The organism is Cupriavidus sp. U2 (assembly GCF_009663685.2).
GTDB classification, from domain to species: Bacteria; Pseudomonadota; Gammaproteobacteria; order Burkholderiales; family Burkholderiaceae; genus Cupriavidus; species Cupriavidus necator_C.
Window position 1 is genome coordinate 88,938 of sequence record NZ_RCOG02000022.1, and the last position, 19,164, is coordinate 108,101.

Annotated in this window: 17 protein-coding genes; 10 read left to right on the forward strand and 7 right to left on the reverse strand. The window is 66.4% G+C overall.

The annotated features are described in order from the left end of the window. Positions 1-11: 11 nt before the first annotated feature. Positions 12-410 (reverse strand): DUF2069 domain-containing protein, encoded by a 399-nt coding sequence (locus tag D9X30_RS16820; protein WP_153948331.1) that lies wholly within the window; start codon positions 408-410, stop codon positions 12-14. Then, complete coding sequence (gene wrbA, locus D9X30_RS16825; protein ID WP_153948332.1) at positions 407-1,003, reverse strand: NAD(P)H:quinone oxidoreductase; 597 nt, start codon at positions 1,001-1,003, stop codon at positions 407-409. The genes D9X30_RS16820 and wrbA overlap by 4 nt, the downstream gene beginning before the upstream one ends. A 263-nt stretch (positions 1,004-1,266) precedes the next feature. On the opposite strand from wrbA, the gene D9X30_RS16830 reads away from it, so the two are divergent. Further along, positions 1,267-2,598 carry a YihY family inner membrane protein gene (locus D9X30_RS16830; RefSeq protein WP_153948333.1) on the forward strand — a complete coding sequence of 444 codons (1,332 nt, stop codon included), beginning with the start codon at positions 1,267-1,269 and terminating at the stop codon, positions 2,596-2,598. A gap of 34 nt (positions 2,599-2,632) precedes the next feature. Here the strand turns inward: D9X30_RS16830 and D9X30_RS16835 are convergent, their stop codons facing one another. From D9X30_RS16835 to D9X30_RS16845, 3 genes are read right to left on the reverse strand one after another with little or no spacing between them, the layout of a single operon-like run. After that, complete coding sequence (locus D9X30_RS16835; RefSeq protein WP_153948334.1) at positions 2,633-2,950, reverse strand: Mpo1-like protein; 318 nt, start codon at positions 2,948-2,950, stop codon at positions 2,633-2,635. A gap of 36 nt (positions 2,951-2,986) precedes the next feature. Beyond that, positions 2,987-3,802, reverse strand: coding sequence for an alpha/beta fold hydrolase (locus D9X30_RS16840; RefSeq protein ID WP_153948335.1), 816 nt, complete (start codon positions 3,800-3,802; stop codon positions 2,987-2,989). Then, a complete protein-coding gene (locus tag D9X30_RS16845) occupies positions 3,802-5,112 on the reverse strand; it encodes an O-acetylhomoserine aminocarboxypropyltransferase (RefSeq protein WP_153948336.1) in 1,311 nt (436 codons plus the stop codon). The genes D9X30_RS16840 and D9X30_RS16845 overlap by 1 nt, the downstream gene beginning before the upstream one ends. Before the next feature lie 234 nt (positions 5,113-5,346). On the opposite strand from D9X30_RS16845, the gene D9X30_RS16850 reads away from it, so the two are divergent. The 5 genes from D9X30_RS16850 to D9X30_RS16870 all read left to right on the forward strand — a co-directional run bounded on the left by D9X30_RS16850 (position 5,347) and on the right by D9X30_RS16870 (position 11,080). After that, positions 5,347-5,802, forward strand: coding sequence for a CBS domain-containing protein (locus D9X30_RS16850; RefSeq protein WP_092595912.1), 456 nt, complete (start codon positions 5,347-5,349; stop codon positions 5,800-5,802). A 160-nt stretch (positions 5,803-5,962) separates the two neighbouring features. Beyond that, complete coding sequence (locus D9X30_RS16855; RefSeq protein ID WP_153948337.1) at positions 5,963-7,867, forward strand: MFS transporter; 1,905 nt, start codon at positions 5,963-5,965, stop codon at positions 7,865-7,867. A 2-nt stretch (positions 7,868-7,869) separates the two neighbouring features. Continuing rightward, complete coding sequence (locus tag D9X30_RS16860) at positions 7,870-8,646, forward strand: glutathione S-transferase family protein (RefSeq protein ID WP_153948338.1); 777 nt, start codon at positions 7,870-7,872, stop codon at positions 8,644-8,646. Between the two features lie 119 nt (positions 8,647-8,765). Further along, positions 8,766-9,869: a chorismate synthase gene (aroC, locus tag D9X30_RS16865; protein WP_153948339.1), complete on the forward strand. Its 1,104-nt coding sequence runs from the start codon at positions 8,766-8,768 to the stop codon at positions 9,867-9,869. Continuing rightward, positions 9,815-11,080: an MFS transporter gene (locus D9X30_RS16870; RefSeq protein WP_249640991.1), complete on the forward strand. Its 1,266-nt coding sequence runs from the start codon at positions 9,815-9,817 to the stop codon at positions 11,078-11,080. The genes aroC and D9X30_RS16870 overlap by 55 nt, the downstream gene beginning before the upstream one ends. On the opposite strand, the gene D9X30_RS16875 is transcribed toward D9X30_RS16870, so the two are convergent. Together D9X30_RS16875 and D9X30_RS16880 are read right to left on the reverse strand one after the other, a co-directional pair. Next, entirely contained in the window at positions 11,077-12,180 is a 1,104-nt protein-coding gene (locus D9X30_RS16875) for an NAD(P)/FAD-dependent oxidoreductase (protein ID WP_153948340.1), read from the reverse strand. The two genes, D9X30_RS16870 and D9X30_RS16875, sit on opposite strands and share 4 nt — an antisense overlap. Positions 12,181-12,223: 43 nt before the next feature. Continuing rightward, complete coding sequence (locus D9X30_RS16880; protein ID WP_153948341.1) at positions 12,224-12,925, reverse strand: FadR/GntR family transcriptional regulator; 702 nt, start codon at positions 12,923-12,925, stop codon at positions 12,224-12,226. Positions 12,926-13,226: 301 nt separating this feature from the next. On the opposite strand from D9X30_RS16880, the gene D9X30_RS16885 reads away from it, so the two are divergent. The 4 genes from D9X30_RS16885 (at position 13,227) to torA (ending at position 19,149) form a co-directional block, all read left to right on the forward strand. Next, positions 13,227-14,189 carry a flagellar brake protein gene (locus D9X30_RS16885; protein WP_153948342.1) on the forward strand — a complete coding sequence of 321 codons (963 nt, stop codon included), beginning with the start codon at positions 13,227-13,229 and terminating at the stop codon, positions 14,187-14,189. A 229-nt stretch (positions 14,190-14,418) separates the two neighbouring features. After that, complete coding sequence (locus D9X30_RS16890) at positions 14,419-16,032, forward strand: c-type cytochrome (protein ID WP_502799643.1); 1,614 nt, start codon at positions 14,419-14,421, stop codon at positions 16,030-16,032. Beyond that, complete coding sequence (locus tag D9X30_RS16895; protein ID WP_153948343.1) at positions 16,029-16,679, forward strand: TorD/DmsD family molecular chaperone; 651 nt, start codon at positions 16,029-16,031, stop codon at positions 16,677-16,679. Before D9X30_RS16890 ends, D9X30_RS16895 begins: the two co-directional genes overlap by 4 nt. Beyond that, a complete protein-coding gene (torA, locus tag D9X30_RS16900) occupies positions 16,669-19,149 on the forward strand; it encodes a trimethylamine-N-oxide reductase TorA (protein ID WP_153948344.1) in 2,481 nt (826 codons plus the stop codon). Before D9X30_RS16895 ends, torA begins: the two co-directional genes overlap by 11 nt. Positions 19,150-19,164: the final 15 nt, after the last annotated feature.

The window sequence follows — 19,164 nt, forward strand, 5'->3', positions numbered from 1 at the left end:
GGTCATGGCAGTCAGGAGGGTTGGGACGTTTTGGCGATGGCCTTGGCGCGGCGCTTGTAGGGCCGCAGGTACAGGATCGTGGCGACAAAGAACACCAGCGTCAGGGCCACCTCGCCCCAGGCTAGCCACGACGACGGGGCGCGGTCGCTGGTGGCGCGCACGATGCCCTCGGTGAAGTACAGCAGGATCAGCATCGACGACCACTGCATGGTGTAGCGGTTGCGCGCCCAGACGCCGCGCAGCACCGGCAGCAGCAGCACGCACTTCAGGACCAGCCACGATCCGCCCGGGCGCAGGGGCGCCAGGAACCATTCCCAGGCAATGCACAGCGCGATCAGCGCGATCAGGCTGGCCAGGCTCAGGCGCCAGAGCGGCGGGCTGTGCAGCGCGCGATCGTCGGGCGTCTTCATCGCGCGGCCAGCTTCAGGGCCGTCTGCGCCAGCCGGCGCCCCATGGCTGTGGCCAGCGTGGCTTCCTGGTCGGTGACCGGCCCGTGGTTGTCGACGTGCGCGTGGTGGCTGGGGCCGTAGGGCGTGCCGCCGGCCGTGGTGGTCATCAGCCCGGGCTCGGAATAGGGCAGGCCCACGATCACCATGCCGTGGTGCAGCAACGGCAGCATCATCGACAGCAACGTGGTTTCCTGGCCGCCATGCAGGCTGCCGGTCGACGTGAACACGCAGGCCGGCTTGCCCGTCAGCGCGCCCGACAGCCACTGGGCGACCGTGCCATCGAGGAAATACTTCATCGGCGCGGCCATGTTGCCGAAGCGGGTGGGGCTGCCCAGCGCCAGGCCGGCGCATTCCTCCAGGTCGCGCAGTTCCGCATAGCGCGCGCCTTCGGGCGGAATGTCGGGCGCGGTGGCCTCGCAGACGGTGGATACGGGCGGCACGGTACGCAGGCGGGCCTGTGCGCCGGGGACGCTCTCGATGCCGGTGGCGATCAGTTCGGCGAGCTTGCGGGTGGCGCCGTGGCGGCTGTAGTAAAGGACGAGGATGTCGGTCATGAGCGGGACAGGCGCGCCGGGCAGGGACCGGCAGGGGCCGGCGCCATGGATAAAGGTGGAGAACGGCGCAAACGGCGGGATCAGCGTGAATCGGTGTGAATCAGCGGAATCGGCGCCGCGGGACGATCCGCGTATTATAGTTGGGGCGCCGCCGGAAGTGACGCCCCCGATGCCGTGCCGGCCATGCCCGCGCCCCCGGCCCGGCGCGCAAGCGATGGACCGGCGTCGCATCCTTATTTGAAATCCACGGAGAAAGCCCCCGCATGTCCGCCGTCCGCATTGCCCGCCTGCGCAGGGAATGGAACCTGCAGAAGGTGCGCGCACTGGCCCGCTACGCGCTGCGCCGCGCCGGCGAAAACCGGCTGCCCCAGGTGGCCGCCAGCCTGACATTTACAACGTTCCTGTCCGTGGTGCCCGTGCTGACCGTGGCATTCGCGCTGCTGGCCGCGTTTCCGGTGTTTCGCGAGTTTCGCGGCCAGATCGAGGGCTTCCTGTTCCAGAACCTGATCCCGGGCGGCAATATCAGCGATTCGGTGTCGCGCTACCTTGGGCAGTTTTCCAAGAGCGCGCGCGGGCTGACCGCCCTGGGCCTGGGCGGCCTGATGGTGACGTCGGTGCTGACCATGCTGACCGTGGAAGACGCGCTGAACGCCATCTGGCGCGTCAAGCGGCGCCGCCCGCTGGCGCAGCGGGTACTGGTGTTCTGGGCGGTGCTGACGCTGGGGCCGGTGCTGATCGGCGGCAGCCTGTCGGTCAGTTCGTACCTGATTTCGGTCTCGATGGGCTACGTCGGCAACCTGCCGTTCGGCATGAGCCTGGTGGTCGGGCTGATACCGATCGGCCTGACCGCGCTGGCCTTTGCCTTCCTCTACATGGCTGTGCCGTATGCCTACGTGGACTGGCGCGACGCGATCTTCGCCGGCATCGTGGCTGCCGTGGCCTTCGAAGTGGCCAAGCGCGCCTTTGGCTATTTCATTACCCATATTCCGACCTACACGGCCGTCTACGGCACGTTTGCCGTGCTACCGCTGTTCCTGCTGTGGATGTATGTGAGCTGGCTGGTGACGCTGCTGGGCGCAACCATCGCGGCGAACCTGCCGGTGATCCGCGAAGGCCACTGGCGCCGCCGCACGTTCGCGGGCAGCGAGTTTTTCGACGCGCTGGGCGTGCTCTACGTGCTGTACCGCGCCCGCGAAGAAGTGCCGCGCAGCGTGGGAGAACTGGACATGGGACGCAAGCTGCGGGTGGAGGCCGACTACCTGGCCGGGCTGCTGGCCAAGCTCAAGGCGCTGCACCTGGTGGGCAAGCTGCAGCAGGACCATGGCCAGGCCCACTGGGCGCTGCTGTGCGATCCGTCGCAGGTCACGCTGCGCACGCTGCACGACCGGCTGGTGCTGAACATGGCGCGCCTGCCGCGCACGGCGCTGGCGCAGCAGATGCAGGGCGTGGAAGTGCTGCGCGGCATCCTGGACAACCCGCAGCTGGACCAGCCGCTGGAAGCCGTGTTTCGCCAGCAGACCGCGAATGCGGCCGCCAACGAAGCGGCCGGCCCGGCAATCCAGGCGGTGCCGCCCGGCCGGCACGGGCAGGGCTGAGCGCGCCGCCGATGCCCCGCGTGCCGGCCCGGATTCAGAACGGAATCCTGCCGCGCAGGATATCGGCGTACATCACCCAGTCGCCCATCAGGCTGTAGAACGGATGCCGGAAGGTGGCCGGACGGTTTTTCTCGAAGCCGAAATGCCCGACCCAGGCAAAGGCATAGCCCGATACCAGCGCCGCCAGCAGCCACCAGGCGTTGCCGGTGACCGCCAGCGTGACCAGGCAGGCCAGCGCCAGCGTGGAACCCGCGAAATGCAGCCGGCGGCAGGTGCGGTCGCGGTGCTCGCTCAGGTAGTACGGATAGAAATCGGCAAAGCTGGCGAATTCCTTGGCATGGACCTGGGCCATCGCAGTCTCCTGATTTTTGGTCTTTTTCCGATCTTTCTAGAGTGTAGACCTTGCAAACGCGGCCAGCGCGTCGAGCACCTCGTCCGGTCTTTCACCCATCATCGCGTGGCCGCTCGGCACCGTCACGACGCGGGCCTTGGGCATCTTGCCGGCCAGCGCCTGGGCCGCTTTCGGCGAGGTCATCATGTCCTTGCTGCCGACGATGAACAGCGCCGGGCAGGTCACGGCCGCGGCGGCTTCGTCGCCGTGGGCATAGCCATTGCAGGCCGAGAAATCGGTGTGGAACACATGGGCGCCGGGGTTGCGGGCGCTGACGCGCTCCATCAGCCGCTGGCTGCCGCCATGCATCCACGCGCCGGGCCCCGGCGACGACGGCTTGCTGGCCAGGCTGGAAATGGACCACTGGTTGACCATCGCGATGGCATCGCCTTCGCGGTGCAGGGCGGCGTCGAGCAGGGCGTCGGATACCTTCATCGGATACGCGGTGGCCAGCAGCCCGATGCCGCGCACGGCCTGTGGATGGCGGGCCGCGCATTCGAGCGCGATCAGCGACCCCATGCTGTGGCCGAACACCAGCGCCGGGGCCGCGACGCCGGCCGCGCCGGCCAATGCCATGACCCAGTCGGCCATGTCTTCGACGGTGGTCAGCGGCGCGCCCGCGCTGCGGTTGTGGCCGGGCAGGTCCACGGCCAGCACCGAGAAGCCGTGATTGGCGAACCAGCGCGTCTGCAGCCCCCAGACGCTGTGATCGTTCTGGGCGCCGTGGACGAAGATCGCGCAGGGCAGGGCACGGTCGAACGGCTTGCCGCCCGTGTAGGCATAGGCCGGGTGGCCGGAGACGGTCAGTTTCATTACGCCTTGCCCCCCATGGCCTTTTCGGCGGCCTTGAGGCCGCGTTTCAGGTCGTCGATCAGGTCGTCCGGATCTTCCAGGCCGATCGACAGCCGGATCGTACCTTCGCCAATGCCGGCGGCCTTCAGCGCGGCGGCGTCCATGCGGAAGTGCGTGGTCGATGCCGGATGGATCACCAGCGAGCGGGCATCGCCCACGTTGGCCAGGTGCGAGAACAACGCCAGGCTCTCGATAAAGCGTTGCCCGGCCTTGCGGTCGGCCTTCAGGTTGAAGCTGAAGACCGCCCCGCAGCCGCGTGGCAGTAGCCGTTTCGCCAATTCATGGTCGGGGTGCGATTCCAGTTCAGGGTAGGCCACCGATTCCACCATCGGGTGCCCGGCCAGGAACTGCACCACGCGGCGCGTGTTGTCGACGTGGCGGCTCATGCGCAGCGGCAGCGTCTCGATGCCCTGCAGCAGTTGCCAGGCGGCCATCGGATTCATGCACGCGCCAAAGTCGCGCAGTCCTTCGCGGCGCGCGCGCAGCAGGAACGGCGCCACCGTGCTTTCCTCGGTGAACACCATGTTGTGGAAGCCCTCGTATGGCTCGGACAGTTCCGGGAATTTGCCCGAGGCCTCGAAATCGAACGTGCCGCCTTCGGCCAGCACGCCGCCGATGGTGGTGCCGTGGCCGCCCAGGAACTTGGTGGCCGAGTGGTAGAGCAGGCCGGCGCCATGGTCGAACGGGCGCAGCAGGTAGGGCGTGGTGAACGTGGAATCCACCAGCAGCGGAATGCGGTGGTCCTGGCCGATCTGGGCCACGGTGGCGATATCCAGCACGTCCAGGCCGGGATTGCCCAGCGTCTCGCCGAACAGCAGCTTCGTCTCCGGACGGATGGCGGCGCGCCAGGCGTCGATATCGCGCGGATTGACGAAGGTGGTCTCGATGCCGAAACGGCGCAGCGTGTAGTGCAACAGATTGTGCGAGCCGCCATACAGCGCGGTGGACGCGACGATATGCGCGCCGGCCCCCATCAGCGTGGCCACGGCCAGGTGCAGCGCGGCCTGGCCAGAGGCCGTGCCGATGGCCCCGGCGCCGTTTTCCAGCGCGGCCACGCGTTCCTCGAACACGGCGACGGTGGGGTTGCTGATGCGCGAATAGACGTGACCGGCGCGTTCCATGTTGAACAGCGACGCCGCGTGCTCGCTGTCGCGGAACACGAACGACGTGGTCAGGTGGATCGGTGTGGCGCGGGCCCCGGTGGCGGGGTCGGGCGCAGCGCCGGCGTGCAGGGCCAGCGTGTCGAAGCGGCTGCCAGACGATGTGGACATGGCGGGAAGGGGCCCGGTTGGCCGGACCGCGGGTGGTTGTCTCCGACCGGCATCCTAGCACCATGCGACACACGGGGCAGCCCGGGTTTTTCCCGCCGCCAGGCGGCCACGGGCCCGCCTGGCAGGCCTCTGGAGGCCCCGCTCGCTTTACTTGAGACGGCGGTTTGGGCTAGCATCGGCCATCAAACCTGAGCCACAGACCCTGCGACACAAGGCAGCCCCGGAGACACCATCATGAAAGTCAGCGACATCCTGCAGATCAAGGGCAACACGCTCTTTACCGTCACGCCGGATACGCCGCTGCAGCAGGCGATCCAGACCATGGCCGAGCACGACATCGGCTCGCTGGTGGTCATGGAGTACGGCGACCTCGTCGGCATGCTGACCTTCCGCGAAATCATCGAGGTGCTGGCCGCCAACAACGGCACGCTGGGCCCCGTGGGCATCCGCAAGGTCATGGACGACGCGCCGCTGACCTGCACGCCCGAAACCGACGTGAACGAGGTGCGCCGCATGATGCTCGAGCGCCACACCCGCTACCTGCCGGTACTCGAAAAACGCACGCTGATGGGCGTGATCTCGTTCTACGACGTGGCCAAGGCCGTGGTCGAAGAGCAGAGCTTCGAGAACAAGATGCTCAAGGCGTACATCCGCGACTGGCCGGAAGAAAAGGAACAGCCCGCGCGCTAAGCCCTTGCCCCGTCCGGTGCCGCCCTGGCATCGGACTTCCTTCGGCGTGAGACTTGTCTAATTTAAGCGTCTCCCCATAGCCGATCCTGCCCGCTGCTGGCATGATGGCGGCGAACTGATGCCCCGGCGGGTCACCGGGGTCAACTCCTGTTTGCCATTGATGAGCCAACAAAGCCAGTTTCGCCTGCTTGGCGTGCGCCGTTTCGCCCCGTTTTTCTGGACGCAGTTCCTGGGGGCCATGAACGACAACGTCTTCAAGGTCGCCTTCACCTCGCTGGTCACCTATCACGCCGCGCTGTTCGACGGTGTCGATCCTCATAGCGCCGCCTTTCTGATCTCTGCCATCTTCATCGCGCCGTTCGTGCTGTTTTCGGCCACCAGCGGGCAGATCGCCGACAAGATCGAGAAATCGCGGCTGATCCGGCTGGTGAAGTCGCTGGAGATCGGCATCATGCTGCTGGGGCTGGCCGGCTTCTACCTGCACAGCGCCACGCTGCTCTACATGGGCACGTTCCTGATGGGGCTGCACTCGACGCTGTTCGGGCCCGTCAAGTTCGCCTATCTGCCCCAGCACCTGGACCAGACCGAGCTGGTGGGCGGCAACGGGCTGGTGGAAATGGGCACCTTCGTCGCCATCCTGCTGGGCACGCTGCTGGGGGGCGAACTGGCCGGCCTGACCGGCGCCGACGGCAAGGTGGTCGGGCCGCTCTACGTGGGCATGGTCTGCGTGGTCATCGCGCTGGCCGGGCGGGCCGTGTCGCAGGGTGTGCCGCTGTCTCCCGCGCCGCAGCCGGACCTGCGCATCAACTGGAACCCGTTTACCGAGACGTGGCGCAACCTGATCCTGGCGCGCCAGAGCCGCGTGGTGTTCCAGAGCCTGCTGGGCATTTCCTGGCTCTGGTTCCTGGGCGCCACCTTCCTGACGTCGTTCTTCAGCTTCGCCAAGGATGTGCTGGGCGGCGACCAGAACGTGGTCACGCTGCTGCTGGCCGTGTTCTCGGTCGGCATCGGCATCGGGTCGCTGCTGTGCGAGCGGCTGTCGGGGCGCCATGTGGAAATCGGCCTTGTGCCGTTCGGGTCGATCGGCATGACGGTGTTCGCGGTGGATCTCTATTTCGCCACGCACGGCCATGCCACGAGCGGCACGCTCAGCGGCGTGGGCGGCTTCCTGGCGCAGCCGGGCCACTGGCGAGTGCTGATGGACCTGTTCTGCGTGGCGATGTTCGGCGGCTTCTACAGCGTGCCGCTCTATGCGTTGATCCAGAGCCGCTCGGCGCCGACTCACCGGGCACGCATCATCGCCGCCAACAACATCCTGAACAGCTTCTTCATGATCGCCGCGTCGCTGCTGGGCGTATTCATGACGCAGGCAGGCTATTCGATCCCGCAGCTGTTCCTGGTGGTGGGGCTGCTCAATGCCGTGGTGGCCATCTATATCTATACGCTGGTGCCCGAGTTCCTGCTGCGCTTCATCGCCTGGCTGCTCGTGCATACGATCTACCGCCTGCGCCGCGTGAATGCCGAGCGGATTCCGGAAGAGGGCGCTGCCGTACTGGTCTGCAATCACGTGAGCTTTGCCGATGCCGTGGTGCTGATGGCGGCCAGTCCGCGTCCGGTGCGCTTCGTGATGGATCACAATATCTTCAAGGTGCCGGGACTGTCGTGGTTTTTCCGCCAGGCCAAGGCCATTCCGATTGCGCCGGCGCGCGAGAACCCCGCACTGCTGGCCCGCGCCTACGACGCCGTGGCAGCCGCGCTGGAAGACGGCGAACTGGTCTGCATCTTCCCGGAGGGCAAGATCACGGCCACCGGCGAAATCAACCCGTTCAAGACCGGGGTCACGCAGATCATCCAGCGCACGCCGGTGCCGGTGGTGCCGATGGCGCTGCGCGGCCTGTGGGGCAGCTTCTTCTCGCGCAAGGGCGCGCCGGCCATGACCCGGCCGTTCCGGCGCGGCCTGCTGAGCAAGCTCGAACTGGTGGTCGGCGAGCCGGTGCCACCGGAGTCAGCCACCCCTGAAACTCTGCAACAGATGGTGCTTGCCCTGCGCGGCGACTGGAAATAACGATGATCACCCTGTTCACGTTTGGTCCCGCGTTTGGGTTGCCCGACGCCAGCCCGTTCGTCATCAAGGCCGAGATGCTGCTGAAGCTGGCCGGTCTGCCCTACCAGACACAGCGCGGCAATGTGCGCCGGGCGCCCAAGGGCAAGCTGCCGTACCTGGACGACATGGGGCGGCAGGTGGCCGATTCGACGCTGATCCGCTGGCATATCGAAAAGACCTACCACGTGGATTTCGACGAGGGGCTGACGCCGGCCGAGCGCGGCGCGGCCTGGGCGGTGGAAAAGCTGCTCGAAGACAATCTCTACTGGGCCGTGGCGCGCGTGCGCTGGCTGGAAGGCGACAACTTCGAGCGCGGGCCCGCGCAATTCTTCAACGTGGTGCCGGGGCCGCTGCGCGGCATGGTCAAGGCGCTGGTCAAGCGCCGCGTGCGCCAGATGCTGTGGTCGCAGGGCCTGGGGCGCCATAGCCTGGACGACATGACCGCGATCGCGGTGCAGGGCGTGCAGGCCGTGGTCGACATCCTGGGCGACAAGCCGTACCTGATGGGCGACCGGCCATGCGGCGCTGACGCCACCCTGTTTGCGTTTGCGGCCAGCCTCCAGTCGCCGGTGTTCGAGACGCCGATCCGGGCCGCGGCGCAGTCGCACGCCAACCTGCAGGCATACCTGGCACGCATGCGGGCGCAGTTTTATCCCGATTTCGTGGGCAGTGGCGTGTTCGCACCCGATTTCGGCCAACCGGCGGCCGGCATTGGGGCCACCGCCGCCGCAGGCGCGTGAGTTGGCGTCGGGCCCGCCGTCAGGCGGCCGTCCGGCGCGGCATGCGGCTACCGGGCGTCTGTCCGGACGCTAATGGCCGTACAATGTAGCCCGTCCCCCAATTCCTGCGCATTTCAACCATGTCTGGCAATACCCTCGGCCTGCTTTTCACAGTCACCACGTTCGGCGAATCGCACGGACCGGCCATTGGCGCGGTTGTGGATGGCTGCCCGCCGGGCATGTCGCTGACCGAAGCCGACATCCAGATCGATCTGGACCGCCGCAAGCCCGGTACGTCGCGCCATGTGACGCAGCGCCAGGAGCCGGACCAGGTGGAAATCCTGTCGGGGGTGTTCGAAGGCAAGACCACGGGCACGCCGATCTGCCTGCTGATCCGCAATACCGATCAGCGCAGCAAGGACTACGGCAATATCGTCGAGACGTTCCGCCCGGGCCACGCCGACTACACCTACTGGCACAAGTACGGCATCCGCGACTATCGCGGCGGCGGCCGTTCGTCGGCGCGCCTGACGGCGCCGGTTGTGGCTGCGGCGGCCATCGCCAGGAAGTGGCTGCGCGAGCAGTACGGCACCGAGATCCGGGGCTACATGTCGCAGCTCGGCGAAATCGAGGTGCCCTTCACCGACTGGAAGCATGTGCCGGAGAACCCGTTCTTCGCGCCGAACGCCGACATCGTGCCCGAGCTGGAAACCTATATGGATGCCTTGCGCCGCGATGGCGACTCCGTCGGCGCGCGCATCGAGGTGGTGGCCAGCGGCGTGCCGGTGGGCCTGGGCGAGCCGTTGTTCGACAAGCTCGATGCCGATATCGCGCACGCGATGATGGGCATCAACGCGGTCAAGGGCGTGGAGATTGGCGCCGGCTTCGACAGCGTGGCGCAGCGCGGCACCGTGCATGGCGACGAACTGACGCCAGAGGGATTCCGCACCAACAACGCCGGCGGCGTGCTGGGTGGCATCTCCACCGGGCAGGACGTGACCGTGTCGCTGGCAATCAAGCCGACGTCGAGCATCCGCACCGCGCGGGAATCGATCGACAAGGCGGGCCAGTCGGCCAGCGTCGAGACGTTCGGCCGCCACGACCCGTGCGTGGGCATCCGTGCCACGCCGATTGCCGAAGCGATGCTGGCGCTGGTGCTGATGGATCACGCACTGCGCCATCGCGCCCAGTGCGGCGACGTGCGCGTCGAGACCCCGCGCATCGCGGCGCAGGCCAAATCCTGAGTACCGCCTCTTACCGGCCGGGGTCGATCGACCCGGCCACCTATCTCCGTTTCGGACTTTTCTACCTCGGCTACTACGGCTACGTCGGCGTCATCTCGCCGTATGTGAGCCTGTTCTTCGCCGATCGCGGCTTCTCGCCCGTGCAGATCGGCGTGCTGATGGCCTGCTTCCAGCTAAGCCGCATCGTCGGACCGTATCTGTGGGGCTGGCTGTCGGACGTTACCCATACGCGCGTGAAGCTGCTGCGGCTGGCGGCCGTCGCCTCGCTGCTGGCGTTTCTGGCCGTGCCGGGCGTTCACAGTTATGGCGGCATGATGGCGATGATGATCGGGCTCAACCTGATTACCAGTGCCATGTCGCCATTGGGCGATGCGCTGACGATTTCCACGCTGCGGCGCCATGGCGCGTTCGACCACCGCTATGGCCGCGTGCGCATGTTCGGCTCGGTGGGGTTTATCGCGGCTGTGCTGCTGGGCGGCGCGCTGTTCGAACACTTCGGCATGCCGGCTTTCCCATGGCTGGCCAGTGCGATGCTGGCGCTGTTCGCCGTGGTGGTCTTCGGGCTGCGCGATGCCGAAGACGAAGGGCCACGCGTGAAGCCGCCCCCGGCGTTGCCGCTGCTGCGCCGGCCCGACGTGGCGTGGTTCCTGGCGTCGGCCTTCCTGATGATGTTCGCCCACGCGGCGCTCTACGTGTTCTATTCGCTGTACCTGGAGCAACTGGGCTATAGCAAGATCGCCATTGGCGTGATGTGGACCATCGGCGTGGTGGCCGAGATCGTGTTCTTTTTCTATCAGGGGCGGCTGTTTGGCGCGCTGGCACTGCGCACGATCCTGGCGGGCACTTTCGTGCTGGCGGCATTGCGCTTCGGGGTGACCGGATACTTCGCGCAGTACGCCTGGCTGATGGCGGCCGTGCAGGTCCTGCATGCGGCCACGTTTGCCGCGCACCACAGCGCCAGCCTCAAGCGGCTGCAGCGTTGGTTCGCCGGGCCGCTGCAAGGGCGCGGGCAGGCACTCTATACGGGCATTTCCTACGGTCTGGGCGGCACGCTCGGCGGCCTGGTCATGGGGTGGACGTGGAAGACGCTGGCGCCGATGCATACGTTCGGCCTGGCGGCGCTGGCCGCGGCGCTTGGGGCCGGCTGCGCCGCGATGAGCTCCCGGGACGAACGCCCGGAGGCCCACCCGGAAGCTGCGACGCAGGCCTAGGCCAGCAATCCGGCGACTTTCTCGGCAATCGCCAGCGACGACGTCAGCCCCGGCGATTCGATCCCGAACAGATTGACCAGTCCCGGTACGCCATGCACCTGCGGGCCGTCGATACGGAAATCGGCGGCGGCCTCGCCCGGGCCGCTGATCTTCGGGCGGATACCGGCGTAGCCCGGCTGCAGGGCGCCATCGGCCAGGCCCGGCCAGTAGCGGCGCACCTCGTCATAGAAGCTGTCGGCGTCGTGCGGTGGCACGCTGTATTCGATCTCGTCGATCCAGCGCACATTGGGGCCAAAGCGCGCCTGACCGCCCAGGTCCAGCGTCAGGTGTACACCCAGGCCGGCGGCTTCGGGCACCGGGTAGATCAGGCGCGAGAACGGCGCCCGGCCAGCCAATGTGAAATAGCAGCCCTTGGCGTAGAACTGGCCAGGAATGTGCGCGGGCGGGATGCCGTCGATGCGGCGCGCCAGTTCGGGCGCGGTCAGGCCCGCCGAGTTGACCACCGTGCGGGCCAGCAGCGTCGTTTCGCCATCTTCCCCGGCCACTTCCAGCCGAATGCCATCGGGCGTGACGGCGCCCGATACCACGGGCGACTGCACCGCCAGCATCGCGCCGGCCTGTTCGGCATCGCCCAGCAGGGCGGTCATCAGGCCGTGGCTGTCGATGATGCCGGTCGATGGCGACAGCAGGGCGGCGTGGCATTCGAGCTGGGGTTCCAGGGCGCGCGCTTCGTCGCGCGTCAGCAGCCGCAGGTCATGCACGCCATTGGCCTCGGCCTTGGCACGGATGCCGGCCAGCGTGGCCACCTGGGCCTCGCTGGTGGCGACGATCAGCTTGCCGCAACGCTGGTGCGTCACGTGGTGGCTGGCGCAATAGTCATACAGCATGGCCTTGCCGCGCACGCATAGCTCGGCCTTGAGCGAGCCGGCGGGATAGTAGATGCCGGCATGGATGACTTCGCTGTTGCGGGCGCTGGTGATCGTGCCGAACGCGTTTTCGCCTTCGAGGATGATGACCTCGCGGCCCTGCTGCGCCAGCGCGCGTGCCACGGCCAGGCCCACCACACCGGCGCCAATCACGACGCAATCCACGTTTTCCATCTGTCTGCTCCTGTTTTGTTCGGTCTTTTCCGATGTCTGGTGTTCAGTCGAGGCCCATCCGTTGCGCGGCGGCGCTCAGGTGGGCGGATGCGGCGGCGCGCGCGGCTTCGGGGTTGCTGGCGGCGATGGCATCGACCAGCGCGGCATGTTCGGCATCGGCGGCACGCGGCGCCCCCTGGGCAGCGTGGAGCCGGGCGCTGTTTTCCCATGCATGCTGGCGTGCCACCAGCAGCTGCTGGCTGACGAAGTCGGTCAGGCCCGTGAAACATGGGTTATGGGCGGCCTGCGCGATGGCGTGATGGAACGCGATGTCGGCCGCTGCCGCGCTGGGGAAATCGGCGCCGTGGCGCTGCATGCTGACCAGGGCGTCGCGGATCCGCCGCAAATCGGCTTCGGTCCGGCGCAGCGCCGCCATTTCGGCGCAGGCCGTTTCCACTACCCGTCGCAGTTCGAACAGTTGCGCCAGGGTGGGGCCGCCGTCCGGCGTGCTGGCCACACGCCAGACCTGGCCGCCGGGCGTCTCGGACACATAGGCGCCGGAGCCCTTGCGCGTGATCAACACGCCGTCGGCCTTGAGCAGGGCAATGGCCTCGCGCACGATGGGCCGGCTGACATCGAATGCATCGGCCAGCGCCGCCTCGGCTGGCAGGCGCGCGCCGGCGGCAAAGCGTCCGGCGGCAATGTCGTCGCGCAAGGTCTGGGCGATGCGGCTGGCAAGCGAAGCGGGGCGAGGCAGGCGATCCATGTTGGTCCGGGATGCTGTCAGGCTGTCTGACAGCTTTTCGTCGAACGCTGATTCTGCAAGGTCGAATGACGGCCGTCAAGCGGCGATTGATCTCCCGGTGGCCGAATGACGGTGACGGCACATAAACGGTCCCGAAAGCGAACGCCACCAAGGTGGGGGTCAAGGTTCTGTCACATTGGTCGATAGCTGACGCAACAGGATCGGCGTGTCCGTCACAGGTGATGGCAGGCAACGGTCCGTCACGATTTCCTCGCGTCGGCGCACCGTGTGCCGGCGCGCTTCATGGAGAGTCCGCTACGCCATGATTCCGCTTACGCCGCAAGACCTGCCCGTCGGGCAGCCGCTTCCCTGGTCCTTGCTGGACGGACAGGGCAACCTGATGCTGGGCAGCGGCAGCATCATCCCCGATGCCCGCGATCTGGCGCTGATGTTCCGGCACGGCACGGTTTGCCGGCCTGACGACATGCCCGAAGCCGGCAACGAGCCCGACGCCCTGGCCGGATCGCGCCTGAGCGCAGGACCGCTGGGCCTGCAGGTGGGAACGCTGCTGCACGTCAAGACCCCGGGAGAGCAGTCGCGGGCCGCCGCAAGCCGCCTGATCGGCTTTATCGAACAGGGGTTGTTTGTCACCTGGCCGACGCTGGGCGGGCGCGAACTGGCCGTGCGTGCCGGCGAAGACCTGCTGCTGCGCGGATTCTCCGGGCACGCTATCCACAGCTTCACGTCGACGGTCACGGCGGTATGCCGCAGCCCGTTCCGATACCTGGTGCTGTCGGCACCGGCCCAGACGGAGCAGATGCCGGTGCGCCGCGCCGCGCGCGTCCCCACGCGTCTGGCGGCCTATCTGCTCGATGCCGATGATGCGGGTGCCGAGGCGGTCGAAGGTGGCAGCGGCAACGGCGGCAACGGTATCGACAACGTCCCCGGCCAGAGCGTCCCCGATCTGTCCGTCGAACAGCGCATGGGTGAGGGCCTGGCACGGCTGGGACTGCTGTCCGACCTCAGCACCGGCGGCGCGCTGGTGCAGACATCGTCCCCCGCCCCGGCGGTGGGACAGAAGGTGCGGCTGCGCTTCCAGTTGCGCACCGGCGCGCTGGACGCCGAAGTCCTGATCGATGCCACGGTGCGCAGTGCGCCGGGGCAGGAAGATGAGGAGTTCCCCGCGTTCGGCGTGGCGTTCGACGCGCTGGGCGAGCGCGAGCTGACGCTGCTGCAGTGCTTTATCTACGAGCAGCTGCTGGCCACGACCTGCATGCCGGTTTGATCCGGCATCTGCCTCCGCCTTTTCACCTGCCCCGATAGCCGGCAGCGCGGCGATGCGCTCACGTGACATGGCATCTCCGGTGCCATCAACGCGCTCGCTCCCGCACTGACGCGCGCCTCTTTGTACCAAATTGCTCCAGCTCATGTGGCAGTTGCTTCGCATCAATCATTGTTAGCCCTAGAAGGCATACGGTTACGGCATTCCGCGGATTGCTCAATGAGGTCACCGTATGACAATGATAAAAAGAAGGTCCCTGAAGATCGGCGCCATCGTGGCGCTGGTTTGTGTCGCCGCTTTCCTGCTGCTGACGGCGCCCAGTGCCTGGCGCCTGCTGCACGCTTCCCGCGACTTGCCGGACGCATCGACGCCGGACCTGGTCAACGGCCGCACGCAGTTCATTGCTGGAGACTGCGCCACGTGCCACGCATCGGTCGGCAAGGGTGATGAAACCCTGCTGGGTGGCGGGCGGTCGCTCGACACCGCGTTCGGTGTGTTTCACATGCCCAACATCTCGTCCCACCCGAACGATGGCATCGGCGGCTGGACGATCGAGCAGTTCATCATGGCCATGCGCGAGGGCGTGATCCCCGGCAAGGGCAACGCCTATCCGGCCTTCCCGTACACGTCGTACCAGCGCATGACGGCCAATGACCTGCGCGACCTGTTCGCGTATATCCAGACCCTTCCACCGGTGGCCGGCAAGGTGGCCGATCACGACCTGAAGTTCCCGTTCTCCGTGCGCCGTGGCGTGGGGTTATGGCGGCTGGCCTTCCTGGACGGCGAGCCCTTGCGTGACGATCTGTCCAAGGGCGAGCAGTGGAACCGTGGCCGCTATCTGGTGGAAAGCTCGGCACACTGCGTGGAATGCCACTCGCCACGCAACGTGATGGGTGCCATCCCGTTCGCCCGGCGGTTCTCTGGCGGGCCGAATCCCGAGGGCACCGGCCATATCCCCAACATCACGCAGGACGAGACCGGCATCGGGTACTGGTCGGTCAATGACATTGCGCGCTATCTGGCAGAAGGCGTCAATCCCATCGGCATCAAGGCCGGTGGTGACATGAAGGAAGTCGTCGCGAACACCGCACGCCTGTCGGAGGCCGATCGGCTGGCCATGGCCGTCTACCTGAAATCGCTGCCTGGCGTGGAAGCGCCCAATGCCGGCGCTCCACGGCCGAACCGGACCGAGGAAGTGGTGGTGCTGCCCGCGGACCAGGGGCACGCCGGGCCTTCGCGGCTGGCCTCGCTGGCGGCGCCGCCCGACGTGATTGCCGACAAGGACCAGTTGTACGTGGTGTCGCCGACCCCATTCACGCTGGAAGCGGATGGCACCGGCGAAGATGGCAAGCTGCTTGGCGCCACGCGGCTGGCGGTGATGAAGCGCGAGGCCGGACGCTTGCAGGTGCGCGTGGAAGGCTGGCAGCAGGATGGCTCCGACAGCGCCATGTACGCGCTCAAGGGGCAGCGCATCATGCAGGCCGTGCTGTCTCCGGAGGCGATTGCCACGGTGCAACGCGTCAAGACGGAGCGCGACGAAGAGACCGGGCAGGATTGGCACGAGGCCCATCTGACAGTCTGGATTCCTGCTACCGGCCTTTCTGCCGATCTCGCGCAGCTCTGGAAACACGGCGACGAAACCTTTCGGCAATCGTGCGCCAGTTGCCACGCCTTGCCGCATACCGACGAGTACCTGGCAAACCAATGGATTGGCACGCTCGGGGCGATGAAGCGCTATACGTCGCTTGACGATGCCGAATACCGGCTGATGCTGTCCTGGTTGCAGAACCACTCCAAGGACGTGGGCGGTGGCGCACACGGCAAAACGCACGGTGTTGCCGAATGACCATGGCACACGTGGTGGACTATGCACAGTGCGAGCTAAGGGGGCTCGCCATCGACCGCGTGGCGGGCTGGCTGGCGGCGCCTCCAGACGAACATGTCGTCGCACAGCTTCAATCAGCCAGCGGGCAGGCAATGCTGGACGCGCTTGCCGAGGAATTCGAATGCAAGGCGGAGGCGCGGGCCCTCTGCCTTTCGTTGGCCGGCGCATCACCGGCCACGGTCGCACATGACATTGCGGTGTCCTGGACACGGCTCTTCGAGGGCGTGATGGGTACCCCGGCAGTGCCAGCCTATGAAAGCACCTATGCGAACGACCCCGCAACGCCGAGCGCACGCACGCACGGCGAGGCGGTCGACGAAATGAACGATCTGCTCGCGCGCTTTGACATGTCACTGGTGCACCCGGGCGAGCCATCGGACCACGTCGCGGTGGAACTCGCCCTCTACGCGCATCTGCTGCGCCGCGGCGACAGGGACGGCATCGCGCTGATGCGTGAACGGCTCTACGGCTGGGTTCCAGAGCTGATCGCGCGATGCCGCCAGATCGATCCCGGCGGTTTCTATGGCGCCAGCGCCAGTCTGCTTGGCGTGCTGCTCGAGCACACCCCGGACCCTGCACCACAAGAATGGAGTCATCATGCCGAATGAATGCAAGAACCTGCAATTGAGCACGTCGCGTCGTCAATTCATCAAAGGGGTACTGGCTACAGGCGCCCTCGCTTCCAGCCCTTCGCAGCTGGCCGCCGGTGCGGCCAGCCCGGCGGCACCAGCCGGCGCTTCCGAAGTGCTGACGGGCTCGCACTGGGGCGCGTTCTATGCACGTGTGGAGAAGGGGCGCATCACAGGTGTCCGCCCATGGGAAAAGGACCCCAGGCCATCTCACCAGTTGCCAGGTGTTATCGACGCGATCTATTCACCGACGCGCATTCGCTATCCGATGGTGCGGCGCGCCTGGCTGGAGAAGGGCCCAGGCGCCGACCGCGCCGGCCGGGGCAAGGGCGACTTCGTTCGCGTAAGCTGGGAGCAGGCGCTGGACTTGGTGGCGAAGGAACTGGAGCGGGTGCGCCGCAAACATGGCCCGACGTCCATTTTCGCCGGGTCGTATGGCTGGAAAAGCCCGGGCAAACTGCACAACTGCCAGACGCTGCTGGCGCGCGCGATGACGGTCAATGGTGGCTTTGTCAGCCGCAGCGGCGACTATTCCACCGGCGCGGCACAGGTCATCCTGCCTTATGTAGTGGGCTCGATCGACGTGTACGAGCAGCCGACTGTCTGGCCCGTGCTGGAAGCCCACACCGAGTTGATGGTGTTCTGGGCGGCCGACCCGATGGTGACCAACCAGATCGGTTGGCAGGTACCTGACCACGGCGCGTATCCGGGCATGGAGGCGCTCAAGAAGAAGGGCGTCAAGGTGATCTGCATCGATCCGGTCCGTACGGAAACGTGCCAGTACTTCGATGCGGAATGGATTGCGCCGCGACCGCATACCGATGTGGCGCTGATGCTCGGCATTGCCCATACGCTGTACGTGGAAAATCTCCATGACGCGAAGTTTCTGGCGCGCTACACCACAGGCTTTGATCGCTTCGTACCCTACCTCACGGGCAAATCGGACGGCGTGCCAAAGGATGCAGTATGGGCGGCGGCCATCTGCGGCATTCCGGCCGACACGATCCGCGCGCTCGCCCGCCGCTTTGCGGCGAATCGGACGATGCTGGCGGCGGGATGGTCGATCCAGCGCCAGCATCACGGCGAGCAGTCGCACTGGATGCTTGTCACGCTGGCGTCCATGCTCGGCCAGATCGGACTGCCCGGCGGAGGCTATGGCTTTACCTATCACTACGCCAACGGCGGCAGCCCGACGGCAACCGGACCGGTGCTACCGGGGATTATTGGCGGGGCGAAGCCGCCGGCAGGGTCCGAATGGCTGGAGGCGGGCGGAACGGAATCGATTCCGGTGTCGCGCATCGTCGACATGCTCGAGAACCCGGGCAAGCCATACGACTTCAACGGCAGGCGATCGAAGTATCCCGATATCAAGCTGGCCTACTGGGTCGGCGGCAATCCGTTCATGCATCACCAGGATCGCAACAGGATGCTGAAGGCGTGGCAGAAGCTGGACACCTTTATCGTGCACGACTTCCAGTGGACAGCTACCGCGCGGCACGCTGACATCGTCCTGCCATGCACCACCAGCTACGAACGTAACGATATTGAAGGAATTGGCGATTATTCGATGAGCCATATCCTGGCCATGCGCAAGGTGGTCGATCCCGTCTTCGAAGCCCGTAATGACTACGATATCTTCGCCGACATATGCGAACGGATGGGTACCGGCAAGGCCTTCACCGAAGGTCGCGACGAGATGGGGTGGATTCGGTCCTTCTACGAGGCTGGGCGTGTGCAGGCGCGCGGCAAGCGCATGGAGATGCCGGTGTTCGATGTGTTCTGGAACAGCAACAAGCCGCTGGCCTTTCCGATCAGTGCCGAGGCCAAGGGGTTTATCCGGCACAAGGCATTTCGCGACGATCCATTGCTCAACGCGCTGGGTACTGCGTCCGGGCGCATCGAGATCTATTCGGCCAATATCGCGCGGATGAAGTACGACGATTGCCCCCCGCATCCGACCTGGATGGAACCCATCGAGCGATTGGGCGGCCCAGGGACAAAATACCCGCTGCATATCGTGAGCAGCCATCCCAAGGACCGGCTCCATTCCCAGCTATGCGGGACGATATTGCGCAAAAGCTATGCGATCCAGGGACGGGAACCATGCTTGATGCATCCGGACGACGCGAAGGCGCGCGGCATCGCCGATGGCGACATCGTCCGCGTATTCAATGATCGTGGGCAGATTCTGGTGGGTGTGAGGCTGACGGCCGATATCCGGCAAGGTGCCATCCGCATCTGCGAAGGCGGCTGGTACGACCCGGCCGAAGGCGGCAAGCCGGGGTCGCTGTGCCGGTATGGCGATGTCAACAACCTGACGACCGGAATCGGCACGTCGAAGCTCGCGCAGGGCAACTGCGGCCATACGGGGATGGCGCAGGTGGAGAGATTCCGAGGCAAGGCGCCGGACGTGGATGTGTTCCACGCGCCGCGCGGCGCGGATGCGTGACGCAACGGCGCATCT

What these genes read in the sequence shown, in the direction of transcription:
- D9X30_RS16820 (WP_153948331.1), bottom strand. Translation starts at nt 410, where the DNA reads ATGAAGACGCCCGACGATCGCGCGCTGCACAGCCCGCCGCTCTGGCGC.
- wrbA (WP_153948332.1), bottom strand. Translation starts at nt 1,003, where the DNA reads ATGACCGACATCCTCGTCCTTTACTACAGCCGCCACGGCGCCACCCGC.
- D9X30_RS16830 (WP_153948333.1), top strand. Translation starts at nt 1,267, where the DNA reads ATGTCCGCCGTCCGCATTGCCCGCCTGCGCAGGGAATGGAACCTGCAG.
- D9X30_RS16835 (WP_153948334.1), bottom strand. Translation starts at nt 2,950, where the DNA reads ATGGCCCAGGTCCATGCCAAGGAATTCGCCAGCTTTGCCGATTTCTAT.
- D9X30_RS16840 (WP_153948335.1), bottom strand. Translation starts at nt 3,802, where the DNA reads ATGAAACTGACCGTCTCCGGCCACCCGGCCTATGCCTACACGGGCGGC.
- D9X30_RS16845 (WP_153948336.1), bottom strand. Translation starts at nt 5,112, where the DNA reads ATGTCCACATCGTCTGGCAGCCGCTTCGACACGCTGGCCCTGCACGCC.
- D9X30_RS16850 (WP_092595912.1), top strand. Translation starts at nt 5,347, where the DNA reads ATGAAAGTCAGCGACATCCTGCAGATCAAGGGCAACACGCTCTTTACC.
- D9X30_RS16855 (WP_153948337.1), top strand. Translation starts at nt 5,963, where the DNA reads ATGAGCCAACAAAGCCAGTTTCGCCTGCTTGGCGTGCGCCGTTTCGCC.
- D9X30_RS16860 (WP_153948338.1), top strand. Translation starts at nt 7,870, where the DNA reads ATGATCACCCTGTTCACGTTTGGTCCCGCGTTTGGGTTGCCCGACGCC.
- aroC (WP_153948339.1), top strand. Translation starts at nt 8,766, where the DNA reads ATGTCTGGCAATACCCTCGGCCTGCTTTTCACAGTCACCACGTTCGGC.
- D9X30_RS16875 (WP_153948340.1), bottom strand. Translation starts at nt 12,180, where the DNA reads ATGGAAAACGTGGATTGCGTCGTGATTGGCGCCGGTGTGGTGGGCCTG.
- D9X30_RS16880 (WP_153948341.1), bottom strand. Translation starts at nt 12,925, where the DNA reads ATGGATCGCCTGCCTCGCCCCGCTTCGCTTGCCAGCCGCATCGCCCAG.
- D9X30_RS16885 (WP_153948342.1), top strand. Translation starts at nt 13,227, where the DNA reads ATGATTCCGCTTACGCCGCAAGACCTGCCCGTCGGGCAGCCGCTTCCC.
- D9X30_RS16890 (WP_502799643.1), top strand. Translation starts at nt 14,419, where the DNA reads ATGACAATGATAAAAAGAAGGTCCCTGAAGATCGGCGCCATCGTGGCG.
- D9X30_RS16895 (WP_153948343.1), top strand. Translation starts at nt 16,029, where the DNA reads ATGACCATGGCACACGTGGTGGACTATGCACAGTGCGAGCTAAGGGGG.
- torA (WP_153948344.1), top strand. Translation starts at nt 16,669, where the DNA reads ATGCCGAATGAATGCAAGAACCTGCAATTGAGCACGTCGCGTCGTCAA.